Annotated in this window: 11 protein-coding genes; 2 read left to right on the top strand and 9 right to left on the bottom strand. The window is 67.7% G+C overall.

All coding sequences use genetic code 11. The features are described 5' to 3' along the window. Nucleotides 1–51 precede the first annotated feature (51 nt). Together ACLQ25_RS00320 and ACLQ25_RS00315 are read left to right on the top strand one after the other, a co-directional pair. Nucleotides 52–1,119, top strand: a complete 1,068-nt coding sequence (locus ACLQ25_RS00320) for a hypothetical protein (protein WP_425727968.1) — start codon at nt 52–54, stop codon at nt 1,117–1,119. Between the two features lie 159 nt (nt 1,120–1,278). Further along, a complete protein-coding gene (locus tag ACLQ25_RS00315) occupies nt 1,279–2,325 on the top strand; it encodes a hypothetical protein (RefSeq protein ID WP_425727966.1) in 1,047 nt (348 codons plus the stop codon). A gap of 109 nt (nt 2,326–2,434) precedes the next feature. Here ACLQ25_RS00315 and mmsB read toward each other — a convergent pair whose 3' ends face one another. From mmsB to ACLQ25_RS00270, 9 genes are all read right to left on the bottom strand, one after another. After that, nucleotides 2,435–3,685, bottom strand: coding sequence for a multiple monosaccharide ABC transporter permease (gene mmsB / locus ACLQ25_RS00310; protein ID WP_396802054.1), 1,251 nt, complete (start codon nt 3,683–3,685; stop codon nt 2,435–2,437). Continuing rightward, nucleotides 3,682–5,220: a multiple monosaccharide ABC transporter ATP-binding protein gene (gene mmsA / locus ACLQ25_RS00305; protein ID WP_425727964.1), complete on the bottom strand. Its 1,539-nt coding sequence runs from the start codon at nt 5,218–5,220 to the stop codon at nt 3,682–3,684. The genes mmsB and mmsA overlap by 4 nt, the downstream gene beginning before the upstream one ends. A gap of 82 nt (nt 5,221–5,302) precedes the next feature. Beyond that, nucleotides 5,303–6,454, bottom strand: a complete 1,152-nt coding sequence (gene chvE, locus ACLQ25_RS00300) for a multiple monosaccharide ABC transporter substrate-binding protein (RefSeq protein ID WP_425727962.1) — start codon at nt 6,452–6,454, stop codon at nt 5,303–5,305. Between the two features lie 203 nt (nt 6,455–6,657). Then, nucleotides 6,658–7,653, bottom strand: a complete 996-nt coding sequence (locus tag ACLQ25_RS00295; RefSeq protein WP_396802060.1) for a LacI family DNA-binding transcriptional regulator — start codon at nt 7,651–7,653, stop codon at nt 6,658–6,660. 402 nt (nt 7,654–8,055) lie between these two features. Continuing rightward, nucleotides 8,056–10,191, bottom strand: coding sequence for a family 43 glycosylhydrolase (locus ACLQ25_RS00290; RefSeq protein WP_425727959.1), 2,136 nt, complete (start codon nt 10,189–10,191; stop codon nt 8,056–8,058). 356 nt (nt 10,192–10,547) lie between these two features. Beyond that, complete coding sequence (araA, locus tag ACLQ25_RS00285) at nt 10,548–12,050, bottom strand: L-arabinose isomerase (RefSeq protein WP_425727957.1); 1,503 nt, start codon at nt 12,048–12,050, stop codon at nt 10,548–10,550. A 26-nt stretch (nt 12,051–12,076) separates the two neighbouring features. Next, nucleotides 12,077–13,069 carry a galactofuranose ABC transporter, permease protein YjfF gene (yjfF, locus tag ACLQ25_RS00280; RefSeq protein ID WP_425727955.1) on the bottom strand — a complete coding sequence of 331 codons (993 nt, stop codon included), beginning with the start codon at nt 13,067–13,069 and terminating at the stop codon, nt 12,077–12,079. Further along, nucleotides 13,066–14,136: an ABC transporter permease gene (locus ACLQ25_RS00275; protein ID WP_425727953.1), complete on the bottom strand. Its 1,071-nt coding sequence runs from the start codon at nt 14,134–14,136 to the stop codon at nt 13,066–13,068. Before ACLQ25_RS00275 ends, yjfF begins: the two co-directional genes overlap by 4 nt. Then, the gene (locus tag ACLQ25_RS00270) at nt 14,133–15,674 is read right to left on the bottom strand and encodes a sugar ABC transporter ATP-binding protein (RefSeq protein WP_425727951.1); all 1,542 of its coding nucleotides are present in this window, start codon (nt 15,672–15,674) and stop codon (nt 14,133–14,135) included. The genes ACLQ25_RS00275 and ACLQ25_RS00270 overlap by 4 nt, the downstream gene beginning before the upstream one ends. Between the last annotated feature and the right edge of the window lie 119 nt (nt 15,675–15,793).

Below are 15,793 nucleotides of genomic sequence, written 5' to 3'. Positions count from 1 at the left end.
CCCACCGTAGTACCCCGCACCGAACAGAACACCTAACCGGGAGACCTACCAGTGGCACCATGGGAGCAGCAGCCCAACGACAACTGGCACCTGTACGACGACACGGGGAACGTCGTCGACACCCGAGCACGCAACCCCGACATCAGTCCCCAAGAAACAATGCTTCGCCTCTTGGACAACATGCCCGCGGCCACCCTGGCGGAAATGGCCGCATTCGCTGCCCGAGAGGCCGCTATCCAGCTCGACAAGGCGCGCGAAATGACGCGGATGACTCTAATATCTCTGCACTCGGCCGGCACCGAGAGAGACGTGGCATCGTCAGCGGTGTCCTCGTGGGCACTGGCCGATGCTTACGGGACGCAGACGGCGTGCGGAGATTCGATCGCCACCGCGAGCGTTAAGATTCATAATGCCTCCGAGCTACTCGGCTTGGTTCAGATTCGGTGGCGCCAGACCGGCGCCCCGTCAACCGACAACGAGAAATTCGTAACCGAGATGTTCAATGAGTGCTCGGAGAAGGTTAAATTGATGCTTGAGCTCACGAGCTTCCGGGTGACGGCCGGCGCGGCGGTCAGAGCAGCGAGAGGGCTGGCTGTGCAGCATCCGGACTTCGGCGGGGTGCGCGACGCGGCGTTCGCCAGCGTCAGCGAGATGAGTGCGACCTTATCGGACCCGCGCTACCAGCTGAGGCCACTAGCCGAAGCGCTGACCACCGGTTCCCGGGAGATCCCTTCGAGCTACATCCACGGCGCTCTGCCTCGGGACCTGGTCATCAAAATGGGGCGGGCGCTCAGTCGCGGGGTCTTCATCGACTCCAAACCGTACGGCGAACAGGGCCGCACCACAACGACGCGGAATGCACAGGCAACCCAGGCGGTCATCACGCTGCTGAAAGAGGCGGGCATGAGCGACCATCAGATGGCGCGGGACGCATATCACGCCCGGCAGCAGCACCGAGGCGAGGTATTCCCGGCCGTCGGCCTCTACCCCGAGAACTCCTGGTCAGGGCACGCGGGCAGCCAGTCGATCGGCAACCCGTCAGGCCAGCCCACCACCGACGTGGCCACGACCAGCCACCAACGTGCCACCACGCCCCCGGCTCGACCGCACCGGCGATGACGGCGTCAGGGCGCACCTACCGGTGTTGACACAGCACCTGTCCGACAACGCGACGACCTGGAGCGAACAGGCCCCCAAAATCGACGAGCCGGCTGAACCACCCCCGGCCCCACCGTAGTACCCCGCACCGAACAGAACACCTAACCGGGAGACCTACCAGTGGCACCATGGGAGCAGCAGCCCAACCACAACTGGCACCTGTACGACAACGCGGGAAACATCATCGACACCCGAGCACGCAACCCCGACATCAGTCCCCAAGAAGCAATGCACTCTCTCTTGGACTACATGCCCTCGGCCCTCCTGGCGAAAATGGCCGCCCGCTATGGCCGAGAGGCCGATATCCGGCTCGACAAGGCGAGCGATCTGACGCAGTCCACTGTAATAAAGCTGCAGCACTCGAACGGCAACGCCGAGACGGAACTGTACGAGGCTAACGGGCTGCTGAGGCAATGCGGCACACTGATCGCCACCGCGAGATTTAAGATACGTAGTGCCGCCGTGCTACTCGAAGAGGTTGGGAAGCGGTTGTTCTGGATCGGTGTCCCGTCAACCGACAACGAGAATTTCGTAACCTCTATGGTGAATCAGTCAATGGAGAAGTTTGATTTGTTGCCTGAGCTCCACAGCTCCCAGGTGGCAGCCGCCGCGGCGATCGATGCAGCGAGACGGCTGGGTGTGCAGCATCCGGACTTCGGCGAGGCGCGCCAAGCGGCGATCCAAAGCCTCAGCCAGCTCACCGCGACCTTCTCGGACCCGCGCTACCAGCTGAGGCCACTAGCCGAAGCGCTGACCACCGGTTCCCAGAAGATTCCTCCGAGGTTCACCATCCACGACAGTCTGCCTGAGGACCTGGTCACCAAACTGGCCGAGGCGCTCCGTGACGGGGTCTTCCACGACCCCGGACCGTACGGCGAACAGCACCACCTCACAACTGCGTTGAATGCACAGGCAACCCAGGCGGTCATCACGCTGCTGAAAGAGGCGGGCATGAGCGACCATCAGATGGCGCGGGACGCATATCACGCCCGGCAGCAGCACCGAGGCGAGGTATTCCCGGCCGTCGGCCTCTACCCCGAGAACTCCTGGTCAGGGCACGCGGGCAGCCAGTCGATCGGCAACCCGTCAGGCCAGCCCACCACCGACGTGGCCACGACCAGCCACCAACGTGCCACCACGCCCCCGGCTCGACCGCACCGGCGATGACGGCGTCCGCTCGCACCTGAGGTGTGTGGGTTTCGGCGTCCGGAGGGCCGAGCGACGTGTGCCCCCGCCCCCGGTAGGGGCAGGGGCACACGTACGTGCGGTCAGTGCGTCAGCGGGTGCCGGCCGCGCGGCGCTTGTTGTAGACGTCGAACGCGACGGCGACGAGCAGGACGAGCCCCTTCACCACCGACTGCGTCGACTGGTCGACGCCCATGAGCTGCATGCCGTTGCTCATTACCGCCATGATCAGACCACCGACCATCGCGCCGACCACGGTGCCCACGCCGCCGGTGACCGCCGCGCCGCCGATGAAGGCCGCCGCGATCGCGTCCAGCTCGAACATGTTGCCGGCCGCGGGCTGCGCGCCGTTGGACCGCGACGAGTAGATGACGCCCGCCACGGCCGCGAGGAAGCCCATGTTGACGAACATCCAGAAGTTGACGGTGCGGACCTTCACGCCGGACAGCGCCGCCGCCGAGAGGTTGCCGCCGATCGCGTAGACCTGACGACCGAAGACCGTCCGCCGGGTGAGCAGACCGTAGACCAGCACCAGCACCGCCAGGATGATCAGCACGATCGGCAGGCCCCGAGCGTGGGCCAGCTGCCAGGCGAAGTACATGATGACCGCGCCCACCAGGACGACCCGGGCCACGAACAGCGGGAACGACTCGACCGGCTGCTGGTAGCGGATACGCGCCAGGCGGGTGCGGAAGCCGCTCACCGCGTACCCGGCCACGGCGATCGCGCCGATCAACAACGTGAAGGCGTCGAAGCCGTTGCCGCCGAGCAGGCCGTTGAGGAAGCCCGCCGCCACCTTCTGGTACTCGGATGGGAACGGCGACAGCGAGATGTTGTCGAGCACCCGCAGGGTGAGACCCCGGAACAGCAGCATGCCGGCCAGGGTCACGATGAACGCCGGGATGCCGGCGTACGCCACCCAGAAGCCGTGCCACGCGCCGACGGCGATGCCGACGGCCAGCGCCGCGAGTACACCCAGCCACCACGGGTGGCCCTGCTGGATCACGAGGACGGCGGACACCGCGCCGGTCAGCGCGACCACCGACCCCACCGACAGGTCGATGTGCCCGCCGATGATCAGGATGACCATGCCGATCGCGAGGACCAGGATGTACGAGTACTGCAGGACGATGTTGGTGATGTTGCCGGGGCTCAGTGACACCCCGTCGGTCAGTACCGCGAAGAGCGCCAGGATGACGACCAGGGCGACGTAGATCCCGCTCTGCCGGAGGTTGTTCAGCACCAGGGCCCGCAGGTCGCTCGTCCCCGTGTGCAGAGCGGCGGCCGGTGCGGTGTCCGACGGTGTCGGGCGCTCCGTCGAAGGGGTTTTGATGCTGGTCATCCGACGAGCTCCTTGTCCTTTGTCATCAGCTCCATGAGGCTCTCCTGGGTCGCCTCGCTCACCGGCTTCTCACCGGTGATCCGGCCCGCGGCGAGGGTGTAGATGCGGTCACACATTCCGAGCAGCTCCGGCAGCTCGCTGGAGATGACGATCACCGCCTTGCCGGCGGCCACCAGCCGGTTGATGATCGTGTAAATCTCGAACTTGGCGCCGACGTCGATCCCGCGCGTCGGCTCGTCCAGGATCAGCACGTCCGGGTCGGTGAAGAGCCACTTCGACAGCACGACCTTCTGCTGGTTGCCGCCGGAGAGCTTGCCGACCACCGCCATCACGCTCGTGGTCTTGATGTTCATGTCCCGCCGGCTCGACTCGGCGACCTTGATCTCCTCGTTGCCGTTCACCCAGCCGTACCGGGCCAGCCGGTCCAGAGCGGCGGCGGAGACGTTGCGCCGGACGTCGTCGATGAGGTTGAGGCCGTACCGCTTGCGGTCCTCGGTGACGTACGCGATGCGGTTGTCGATGGCCTCCGCGACGTTGCGGGCGTTGACCTCCCGACCGTGCATGAAGAGCTTGCCCTTGATGTCGCGGCCGTAGGAGCGGCCGAAGACGCTCATCGCCAACTCGGTCCGGCCGGCACCCATCAGCCCCGCGATGCCGACCACCTCGCCCGCGCGCACCGACAGGTTGACGTCCTCGACGACCATCCGCTCCTGGGTCGGGTGCCGCACCGACCAGTCCTCGATCCGCAGCACCTCCTCGCCGGGCGACGATTCGCGGTCGGGGTAGAAGCTCTCGATGTCGCGGCCGACCATGCCCCGGATGATGCGCTGCTGGTTGACGTCGTCGGCGCGCATGTCCAGGGTCTCCACCGTACGACCGTCGCGGATGACGGTGGTCGAGTCGGCGATCGCGGTGATCTCGTTGAGCTTGTGCGAGATCATGATGCAGGTGATGCCCCGCTCCTTGAGCTGTCGGAGCAGGCCGAGCAGGTGCGCCGAGTCGACGTCGTTGAGGGCGGCCGTCGGCTCGTCCAGGATGAGCAGGCGCACCTTCTTCGACAGCGCCTTGGCGATCTCCACGAGTTGCTGCTTGCCGACGCCGAGCTGGATGACCGGGGTCACGGGGTTCTCGTGCAGCCCGACGGACGCCAGCAGCTCCGCGGCCTCGGCGTTGGCCCGGTTCCAGTCGATCAGGCCGGTACGACCCCGCCGCTCGTTGCCCAGGAAGAGGTTCTCGGCGATCGACAGGTATGGCACCAGGGCGAGTTCCTGGTGGATGATGACGATGCCATTGGCCTCGCTGTCGCGGATGCCCCGGAACTGCATTGGCTTGCCGTCGAAGAGGATCTCGCCGTCGTACGAGCCGGATGGGTGGACACCGGAGAGCACCTTCATGAGGGTGGACTTGCCGGCGCCGTTCTCGCCGCAGATGGCGTGGATCTCTCCCCGACGTACCGCGAGGCTGACGTCCTCCAGCGCGGTCACTCCGGGGAAGGTCTTCGTGATACGACGCATCTCGAGGATGGTGTCGTCCATGGTCACTGTCCTCTGTCGGTCTGGACGTTGCTCGATCACGGCGTCGGGCCCGGCGGTCGCCCGCCGAGCCCGACGAGGTGACCTACTTCTTGGCCTGACCGGCGGCGACCTCTTCCGCCGTCCAGTAGCCGGAGTCGATCAGCGTCGCCTTGATGTCGTCCTTGTAGACGGTCGCGATCGGCAGCAGGTACGACGGGACGACCTTGACCCCGTTGTTGTACGTCTCGCTGTCGTTGGCCTGCGGCGTCTTGTCCTGCAGGAACGCCTCGGCGGCGTTCGCGGCCTGGTCGGCCAGCAGGCGGGTGTCCTTGAAGACGGTCGAGTTCTGCACACCGTCGTTGATCAGCTTGATCGAGGCGATCTCGGCGTCCTGGCCGGTCACCACGGGCAGCTTCTTCTTGCCGGTAGCGCTGTAGCCCGCGTTCTGCAGCGCGGTGATGATGCCCCGGGAGATGCCGTCGTACGGCGAGAGGACCCCGTTGACGACCGAGCCGTCGTTGTAGCTGGAGGTGAGCAGGTCCTCCATGCGCTTCTGCGCGGTCTCCTGCTGCCAACGCAGGGTGGCCACCTGCTCCTTGGTGGTCTGCTTCGACTTCACCTTCAGCGTGCCCGCGTCGATGAACGGCTTGAGGGTGTCCATCGCGCCGCCGAAGAAGTACTGCGTGTTGTTGTCGTCCAGCGAGCCGGCGAACAGCTCGATGTTGAACGGACCCTTGGCCGTGCCCTTCGAGCCGTCCTTGTTCTGCAGGCCGAGCCCGACCAGGAGGGCGGTGGCCTGCGCCACGCCGACCTTGTAGTTGTCGAAGCTGACGTAGAAGTCGACGTTCTTGCTGCCGCGGATGAGCCGGTCGTACGAGATGACCGGGATCTTCGCGTCGGCGGCGGCCTGCAGCTGACCGCTGAGCGCGGTGCCGTCGATGGCCGCGATGATCAGGACGTCCGCGCCCTGGGTGATCATCTGGTCGACCTGCTGCGACTGGGTCGGGATGTCGTCGCCCGCGTACTGCAGGTCGACCTTGTAACCCTTGGACTCCAGCTTCGACTTCACCGCGTTGCCGTCGGCGATCCACCGCTCCGAGGTCTGCGTCGGCATCGCGACGCCGATCGTCAGGTCCCCCGGCTTCTTGTCGCTGGTGTTGTCGCCGCTGCCGGCGCCTCCACCACTGCACGCCGCCAGGCTCAATGCCAACGCCGCGCTACCGAGAGCAACCAGGAATTTCCTGCTCACGGGCATCTCCTCTCCCGATTTCCCCCCGCCGACCGCCGGGGCCACCTGTCATCTTTCGGGTAGTGTTAGCGCTCACATAGTGCACGTCAACACTTGATCCGAAATACCGGTGTCACGGTCTCGTAACGGAGACTTCCCCAACCGCACGACCTCGCGCAACCCCTCCCGACAGTTGATCGGCTGACGCAGGTCACGAGGCATCGACGCGCTTAGCGGCGCGGAGGAGCGACACTGTCGCGGGCGACGAGTGTCGGCGCGATGGTCTGGCGCAGGGCGCCGCCGCCGTTTCCGTTGCCCGACTCGATCTGGGTCAGCAACATCTGCAGACTCGCCCGCGCCACCGCGTCGAAATCCGGTCGGACGGTGGTCAGCGGCGGAATGAAGTACGCCGCTTCCGGCACGTCGTCGAAACCCACGACGCTGATCTCGGCCGGCACCTTGCGCCCGAACTCGTGCAGCGCCCGCAGCACGCCCAGGGCGAGGTGGTCGTTGGCCGTGAAGATGGCGGTCACCTCCGGCATCCGGGCGAGCATCTGCCCGCAGCGGTAGCCCGACGCCGCCGACCAGTCCCCGTGCATGAGGGGCGGTGGCTCCACCCCCGCGGCGAGCAGCGCCGCACGCCAGCCCTCGATACGACCGGCGCTGTCGAACCAGTCGGACGGCCCCGACACGTGCCACACCGTGCGGTGCCCGGCGTCGAGGAGATGCTGGGTCACCGCCCGCGCGCCCGCCACCTGGTCGACCGTCACCAACGGCACCGGACGGTGCGGGTCACCGTCGACCGTCACCAGTGGAACGTCCTTGGGTAGCCGCTCCAACGCCTCGCCGGCCGACTCCACCGGCGCGATGACCACGATGCCGGCGACCCGGTGCGCCAGGTGCCGCTCGACCGCGGCCGAGATGGAGCGGTGGTCCAGGTCGCGGACGCTGCCGACGCTGACGGCGAAGCCCTCCGCCGCGGCGGTCTGCTCCAGGGCGGCCAGCAGCGACGCCGGACCGTAGAGGGTCGTGTTCTGTGCCACCACGCCGATGACCTGGGACCGGCCGGTCACCAGGGCGCGCGCCGCGCCGTTCGGGCGGTAGCCGAGCTCGGCGATCGCCGCCCGCACCCGCAACCGGGTCTGCTCACGCACGTTGGGGTGCCCGTTGAGCACCCGCGACACCGTCTGATGGGAGACACCGGCCAGACGAGCGACGTCTGTCATCGCGGGACCGTGGACGGCCATTTCACTCTCCCCGCCTTCAACCCGACCCGCGGCCCGTCGACGTTGACTGGAGCGGCCCGGCCCGATCCCCCTCGCTCAGCCACCACGCCGGTGCTGAATCGCAGGTGACCAGCGCTGGATCGCCGACAGTCTACGCCAGCGATCGCCCCGGACACGGCACGGCTGAACGCGAACGACACGGCGTGTGCCAGGTCGCGCCGTAGTTCCGCTCGCACGTCCGCGCCGTGGCCCTCGGCCGGAAGCGGCCGCAACGGGCCGCCGCCCCGCTCCAAGCTCCTGGACAGAGCGTGGAACAGGGCGGCGACTGGCCTGCTGCGACGACGCGTACCCTCCCCCTGCGGGGTGGGTGATGCCGTCACCTCACTCGTTGTGTGACCGGCGTCACGGTGTGGTCAGGTCGAAACGGCGGACCGCGACCGAGCCGCCGAGCGCCTGGGTGGCGTGGTTGAAGATGGCGAACCGGTAGCCCATGAAGAACTGCCAGTTGTTCGCCAGCGTCAGGGCGTTGCCGAAGGACGTGAAGTTCACGCCGTCGGTGCTGTACGAGAAGCGCGCCTGCCGGCCCGAGCCCGGTCTGATGTCGGCATTGGCGCGCAACCAGATCCGCCCGCCGGAGACGGCTGTGCTCGCCGCCTCGCTGCCGGTGCTGGTGGTGTTCCAGTTACCGTCCATCGTGAGACCGTTCTGCATCACCAGACGCGTCGATCCGTTGTCCCGCTTGATGCCGATCCAGGCGGACGAGTTACGCAGCACCGCCAGGCCGGTGCGATCACCATCGCGCATCGTGGAGTAGTCGAGCTCGATGGTGGCGGTCGACGTGGGGCCCTGGATGCGGTGCGTCAACGTGTTGCGCGCCGCGTACAGGTCGCCGGTCACCGTGGCGGTCTGCAGGTTCAGCCCGTTGTTGACCGACCACCGGCTGTTGTCCGGGTTGTGGTTCCACTCCCACTGCGGGCCCAGGGTGGTGCCGGCGAACGTGTCGGTGCCCGTCAGCGGCTTCACCGCACGCGGCGGAGCGGGCAGGTTGGGCTTCGGGTAGGAGCTGCCCCACGCGCCGTTGACGGTCTGCAGCACCGGCCAGCCGTCGCTGGTCCAGGTGATCGGCGCCAGGGCGGGCATCCGACCACCGGGGTACGCGTCGACGAACGACATGTAGTACCAGTCGCCGTTCTGGGTCTGCACGAGACCGCCCTGGTGCGGCACGCCGCCGCCCGAGATGGGACCGGGCAGGTTGAGCAGCACCTGACGCTGCTCGTACGGACCGAACGGGCCGTTGGTCGACTTCAGCACGTACTGGCCGTTGGCCGGCCGGGTGAGCCAGATGTAGTAGGCCCCGTTGCGCTTGTAGAACCGGGCGCCCTCCAGCGTGCCGATGCTCGACGGGGTCTGGTACACCTGCTGGGCGCGTACCTGGGACTTCCCGTCGGCGGAGAGCTGGGCGACGCTGATCGTGGTGTTGCCGTACGCCACGTACATGGTGTCGTTGTCGTCGATCAGCATGCCGGCGTCGTAGTAGCAGTTGGGGATGGTGGTGTGCTTGCTCCAGGTGCCGTCGACGGCCGACGCGGTGTAGATGTGGGTCTGCGCGAAGTCGATGCACCCGGCCCAGTAGTACGTCCGGTTGCTCGGCCGGTAGTTCAACGTCGAGGCCCAGATCCCGTCGACGTACGCGTTGCCGCCGCTCATGTCGTACTTCGAGCCGAAGTCGAGCCGGGGCACGGCGTGCCCGGCGTACTCCCAGTTCACCAGGTCGTACGAGCGCAGGACCGGCGCGCCGGGCGAGTAGTGCATGGTGGATGACGTCAGGTAGTAGACGTTGTCCACCCGGATGATGTCGACATCGGCGAAGTCCTGCCAGATGGCCGGGTTCGAGAACGTGCCGTTCGACGGTGGCGGCGTGGTGGGGGGCGGCGTGGTGGGCGGCGGCGTGGTCGGGTTACCACCGCCGTCGACGCGGACGAGCTGCCACTGCTGGTTCGCGCCGTTCCAGTCGTCGTACTGCACGATGTTGCCGCCGTCGGCGGTCGAGGCGCTCTGGACTTCCATGACCTTGTTGCTGTTGCGGTTGATCAGCCGGACGTAGCCGCCGTCGGAGTCGGCGAGCCGGAACTGCTGGTTGGTGCCGCCGTTGTCGGACCACTGCACGATCGCCCCACCATTGGCGGTCGAACGGCCGGAAACGTCCAACACCTTGCCCGACAACCGCGACTTGACCCGGTAGTAGCCACTGCCCGAATCCACGAACTGCCACTGCTGCTGGTTGCCGTTGTTACGCGTCCACTGCGTGATCCGCGCACCGTCGTTCGTGGCCGAGTTGTACACGTCCAATGCCTTGCCACTGTTGCGGTTCACCAGGACATACCAGGCGCTGGTGTCGACGGTGGCAGCCGACGCGGGCGCTGCGGCCACCGCCGCGGCCGCCCCACCGACCACCAGTGCCGTCGCGGCGACGGCCAATCTCGACACCCAGTTGCGCCGGCGTGGCGCACCCCGGGGAACCCGACCGATGGAAAGCATGATCCTCCTCTGCTGACGCGAACCGTGCGGCTCTGGGCCGGCGTCCGCGGCACCGGGCGGGGCACCAAGCTGACCACGGCCGGCCATGTGATCGCTAACAGCACGCCCCGGGCGTCACGACAGCACGATGCCGACGACGAGGGGTTAGGACGCGCGCACGGCCGGACCAGGCAACGACATCGACCACCTTGGTTATAGACTGTGAGCGATAACATGCTCTTAGTCAAGGCGTAACACAACCGGCCCGCGGGCCTGCTAACGCGCGCCGCAGAGCCCGGACGCGGACACGAACGGGTGGTCCACCCGGCCCGTAGGCAGGGGTGGACCACCCGGTTCACCAGAGGCTTCGGCTCAGGTCAGAAGCCGCGCGCCAGCCGGTAGTAGGCCTGGTTCCAGCGGATCTCGTCGGCGAAGCGGCGCGTCGTGGTCTCGGCGTCGATCACGACCAGCTCGGTCCGGCTCATCTCGGCCAGATCGTGCAGCTCCTCGGCGCCCACCGCCTGCGACAGCACCGTGTGGTGCGGGGCACCGGCGGTGATCCAGGACTCGGCGGAGACCGGCAGGTCCGGCCGCGGTCGCCACACGGCGCGCGCCACCGGCAGCCGGCGCAGCGGCTGGGGCGGCGGCACGACGTCGATCTCGTTCGCCACCAGCCGGAACCGCTCCCCCATGTCGGCCAACCCGAGCACCACCGCGGGACCGGGCGCGGCGTCGAACACGAGCCGCACCGGATCCTCCCGGCCGCCGATGCTCAGCGGGTGGATCTCGACGTTGGGCACGTCGGACGCGATGGTCGGGCAGACCTCGAGCATGTGCGCCCCGAGCACCACCTCCTGGCCCGGGGTCAGGTCGTAGGTGTAGTCCTCCATGAACGACGTGCCGCCCGAGACCCCCACGGACATCGCCTTGATGGTGTGCACCAGGACGGACGTCTTCCAGTCGCCCTCGCCGCCGAAGCCGTAGCCGTCCGCCATCAGCCGCTGGACGGCGATGCCGGGGAGCTGACGCAGGCTGCCGAGGTCCTCGAAGTTCGTGGTGAACGCCCGGAACCCACCGGCCTCCAGGAAGGCACGCATACCCAACTCGAGGCGGGCGGCGTACCGCAGCGAGTCGTGCCGCTCACCGCCGGGAAGCAGTTCGGCGCCCACGCGATAGGTGTCGCCGTACTCCTTGACCAGCTCGTCCACGTCGGCGTCGGCGACCTCGCCGACGACCTCGACCAAGTCATTCACGCCGTAGGTGTTGACCGACACCCCGAAGCGCAGCTCCGCCTCGACCTTGTCGCCCTCGGTGACCGCGACGTCGCGCATGTTGTCGCCGAAGCGGGCCAGGCGCAGCGACCGCATCGCCGACCAGCCGGTCGCCGCCCGGGCCCAGGCGCCGACCCGGGCGGTCACCCGCGGGTCGCTGACGTGCCCGGCGACCGTCTTGCGGGCCACGCCGAGGCGGGTCTGGATGTACCCGAACTCACGGTCGCCGTGCGCGGCCTGGTTCAGGTTCATGAAGTCCATGTCGATGTCGTCCCACGGCAGCAGGACGTTCGCCTGGGTGTGCAGGTGCAGCAGCGGCGTCTGCAGAGCGTCCAGCCCGGCGATCCACATCTTCGCCGGCGAGAACGTGTGCATCCAGGCGATGACCCCGATCGCGCCCTGGGCGGCGGCCTCCCGGCAGACCCGCAGGATCTCACCGCTGTTGGTCAGGACGGGCTTCCAGACCACCCGGGCGGGAATCTGCGGTGAGTCGTCGAGCGTGGCCGCGATCTGGCGGGACTGCTCGGCGACCTGCCGGAGCGTCTCCTCGCCGTACATGCCTTGGCTGCCGGTGAGGAACCAGATCTCGGGTTCGGGGTGTGGTGCCATGGGGTTGCCTTCCGCGAGAGGGGCGGTCACTTGTAACGGATTCCGATGAGTCGCTGCAGGAGGATGAACGCGAAGAGCAGGCCGCCGATCACGATCTTGGTCCACCAGGAGTTGAGGCTGCCGTCGAACGTGATGAGGGTCTGGATCACACCCAGGACCAGCACGCCGAGCACGGTGCCGAAAATGTAACCCGAGCCGCCGGTGAGCACCGTGCCACCGATGACGACGGCGGCGATGACGTCCAGCTCCATGCCGACGGCGATCAGCGGCGCCCCGGAGAGGGTGTAGAACGACAGCAGGATTCCGCCGATCGCGGAGCAGAGCCCGCTGATCGTGTAGACGGCGATCCGGGTACGCCCCAACGGCAGGCCCATCAGCAGCGCCGACTGCGGGTTGCCGCCGATCGCGTGGACGCTCCGTCCCAACCGGGTGTACGCCAGCACGTACGCGGCGACGAGCACCACGGCGAAGGCGATCAGCACGCTGATCGAGACGAAGTTGCCCCGGGGATCGCCGATCCGCTCCTGCGACATCCTGGTCCAGAAACCGTCGGTGATCGGAATCGACGAGTCCGAGATGAACGTGCACATGCCCCGGGCGAAGAACATCCCGGCGAGCGTGACGATGAACGGCTGGATGTCGAAGAAGTGGATGACACAGCCCATCAACAGGCCGAGCGTCGGCCCGATGAGCAGCGCGATCACGAGTACGAGCGCCGGCGGCAGGCCCTTCTCCAAGAGCGACGCCGACACCATCGCCGTCATGGCGACGACGGATCCGACCGACAGATCGATGCCGCCGGTGAGGATCACGAAGGTCATGCCCACCGCGACGACGAGCAGGAAGCCGTTGTCGATGAAGACGTTGAAGATGACCTGCACGTTCGAGAACGCCGTGTACTGGGACACGCCGATGCCGTACATCACCAGCAGTAGGGCGAGCGTGGCCAGCACCGGCACCTGCCGCCGGGGCAGCCGGAACCGGGTGCGGCGGGGGGCGGTGAGCGATCCGGTGGTCATGCCGGCACCTGCTCCTTCGGCTTGTCGGCGACGGGGCGCGGCGGCGGGGTGCTCTTCCGTCGCCGGCTGAACCGGGCCCGGAAGGCCGGCGCCTGGATCAGGCACACGGCGATGACGACCACCGCCTTGAACAGCAGCGATGTCTGCGGCGAGATGTTCATGGCGTACACCGTGGTGGTCAGGGTCTGGATGATCAGCGCCCCGAGGATGGTGCCGCTGAGGTAGAACCGGCCACCGGCGAGCGACGTACCGCCGATGACGACCGCCAGGATGGCGTCCAGCTCCACCCAGAGGCCGACGGCGTTGCCGTCGGCGCTGGACACGTTGGCCGTCATCATGAAACCGGCGATCGCGGCGCAGGCGGCGCTGAGCACGTACACGAGGAAGATGACCCGGTTGGACCGGATGCCCGCCAGTCGGCTCGCCTCGGCGTTGCCGCCCACCGACTCGACGATCATGCCGAGCGCGGTGCGACGGGTGAACGCGGCGACGAGCAGTGCGGCGACGAGCGCGATGAAGATGGCCAGCGGCAGGGTCAGCAGGTGACCCAACCCGATGGCCCGGAACGGCCCCGAGTTGATGGTGATGATCTGGCCCTGGGTGATCAGCTGGGCGAGGCCGCGACCGGCCACCATCAGGATCAGCGTGGCGATGATCGGTTGGATACCGATCACGGCCACCAGCACCCCGTTCCAGGCGCCCAGCACCAGCGAGATACCGAACGCCATCGCGAGGGCGGTCAGCACCACGGCGAGGCTGCTCTGGTCGGTCTGCTTGCTGATGTACATGCAGGCGACCGCGCCGCTGATCGCGCAGATAGAGCCGACCGACAGGTCGATGCCGCCGGTCGAGATGACCAGCGTCATGCCCAGCGCCACGAGGATCAGCGGGGCGCTCAGCCGGAGGATGTCGATCGGCGTGCCGTACAGGTGCCCGTCCTTGAGCTCGATGGACAGGAACCCGGGCCGGTAGATCGTGTTCGCGGCGAGCATGACCACCAGCACGGCGACGGGCCAGAACAGCCGGTGACCGATCATCGTCCGATAGCGGCCCTTCGTGTCGTTCATCGGTCCGCCTCCTCCCGGTGGGATCCACTCGCGATCGTCTGCATGATGCGCTCCGCGTCGAGGTCCTCGTTGTTGGCGAGCTGCGCGACCATCTGCCGGTCCCGCATGACCGCCACCTTGTGGCTGAGGCGCAGCACCTCCTCCAACTCGGCCGAGATGAACAGCACCGCCATCCCACCGTCGGACAGTTGCGCCACGAGCCGCTGGATCTCGGTCTTCGCGCCGATGTCGATACCGCGGGTCGGCTCGTCCAGGATCAGCAGCCGTGGTTCGGTGATCAGCCAGCGGGCGAGGAGCACCTTCTGCTGGTTGCCGCCGGAGAGGTTGCGGACCGGCACCTCCGGGTCCGCCGGACGGATGTTGAGCGCCTTGACGTACTTGTCGACCAGTTCGTCCTGTCGGCGGCGCGGGATGGGCCGCAGCCAACCCCGGGCGGCCTGCATGGCGAGGATCATGTTCTCGCGGACCGACAGGTCGGGGACGATGCCCTCGGCGCGACGGTTCTCCGAGCAGAAGCCGACGCCCTGGTCGATGGCCTGCGCGGGGGTACGCAGGCTGCCCGACGTGCCGTCGATCGCGACCTGCCCACCGTCGGCCCGGTCGGCGCCGAAGAACAACCGCGCCACCTCGGTACGCCCCGAGCCCAGCAGGCCGGCGAGGCCCACCACCTCACCGGGGTGGATGGTCAGACTGAACGGCTCGACCGCGCCCGCCCTGCCCAGCTTCGACACCGCCACCAGGGGGGTGCCCTCCTCGATCGCGGCCAGGTCGCGCCGGGAGTGCTCCTCGATCCCCTCGAGGACGTCGAGCTCCTTGCCGATCATCTTCTCGACGAGGCCGAGTTGGGGCAGTTCGGCGGTCAGGTACTCGCCGACGAGCCCGCCGTTGCGCAGCACCGTGATGCGGTCGGCGATCTCGTAGACCTGGTCGAGGAAGTGCGTCACGAACAGGATCGCGATGCCCTCGTCGCGGAGCTGCCGCATGATGCGGAACAACTGCGCGACCTCACCCGCGTCGAGACTGGACGTCGGCTCGTCCAGGATCAGCACCCGGGCCTGGATGTCGATCGCGCGGGCGATCGCGACCATCTGCTGGATCGCGAGGGAGTACGAGCCCAGCGGCGCGCTGACGTCGAGGTCGAGGTCGAGGCGGCGCAGGAGCGCGCGGGCGCGCCGGCGGACCTCGCCCCAGCGGACGGCGCCGAACAGTCTCGGCTCACGTCCGATGAAGATGTTCTCCGCCACCGAGAGGTTGGTGCAGAGATTGACCTCCTGGTAGACGGTGCTCACCCCGGCGGCCGTGGCCTGCATCGGTCCGCTGAAGGACACCGGCTCACCGCCGAGGGTGATCGTGCCGTCGTCGGTGTCGTAGACGCCGGTCAGCACCTTGATGAGGGTCGACTTCCCGGCGCCGTTCTCGCCCATCAGGGCGTGCACCTCACCGGGGAAGAGCCGGAAGTTGACGTCGTGGAGTGCACGCACCCCGGGGAAGGACTTGCTGATCCCGGTCATCGTCAGGACCGGACGGCTATCCGTCATCCCATCAGACCTCTTCTGGGGGTTGTCGACGCGGATGGGCCGTTGCGCTCCCACCGCGCCCGCCCGGCCCCTGGAGAGGGGCTCGGGCGGGCGGGGCGTGGGTCGTCGCGGGTCATGCC

The sequence above is a fragment of the Micromonospora sp. DT44 genome (assembly GCF_049841635.1).
GTDB lineage: Bacteria > Actinomycetota > Actinomycetes > Mycobacteriales > Micromonosporaceae > Micromonospora.
The sequence above is the reverse complement of the archived record's forward strand: the minus strand, read 5'-3'. Positions and strand labels throughout refer to the sequence as shown.

Coding starts and splice junctions, on each gene's coding strand:
- araA (WP_425727957.1), bottom strand. CDS start 12,050: ATGGCACCACACCCCGAACCCGAGATCTGGTTCCTCACCGGCAGCCAA.
- ACLQ25_RS00270 (WP_425727951.1), bottom strand. CDS start 15,674: ATGACGGATAGCCGTCCGGTCCTGACGATGACCGGGATCAGCAAGTCC.
- ACLQ25_RS00295 (WP_396802060.1), bottom strand. CDS start 7,653: ATGACAGACGTCGCTCGTCTGGCCGGTGTCTCCCATCAGACGGTGTCG.
- chvE (WP_425727962.1), bottom strand. CDS start 6,454: ATGCCCGTGAGCAGGAAATTCCTGGTTGCTCTCGGTAGCGCGGCGTTG.
- yjfF (WP_425727955.1), bottom strand. CDS start 13,069: ATGACCACCGGATCGCTCACCGCCCCCCGCCGCACCCGGTTCCGGCTG.
- ACLQ25_RS00275 (WP_425727953.1), bottom strand. CDS start 14,136: ATGAACGACACGAAGGGCCGCTATCGGACGATGATCGGTCACCGGCTG.
- ACLQ25_RS00290 (WP_425727959.1), bottom strand. CDS start 10,191: ATGCTTTCCATCGGTCGGGTTCCCCGGGGTGCGCCACGCCGGCGCAAC.
- mmsB (WP_396802054.1), bottom strand. CDS start 3,685: ATGACCAGCATCAAAACCCCTTCGACGGAGCGCCCGACACCGTCGGAC.
- mmsA (WP_425727964.1), bottom strand. CDS start 5,220: ATGGACGACACCATCCTCGAGATGCGTCGTATCACGAAGACCTTCCCC.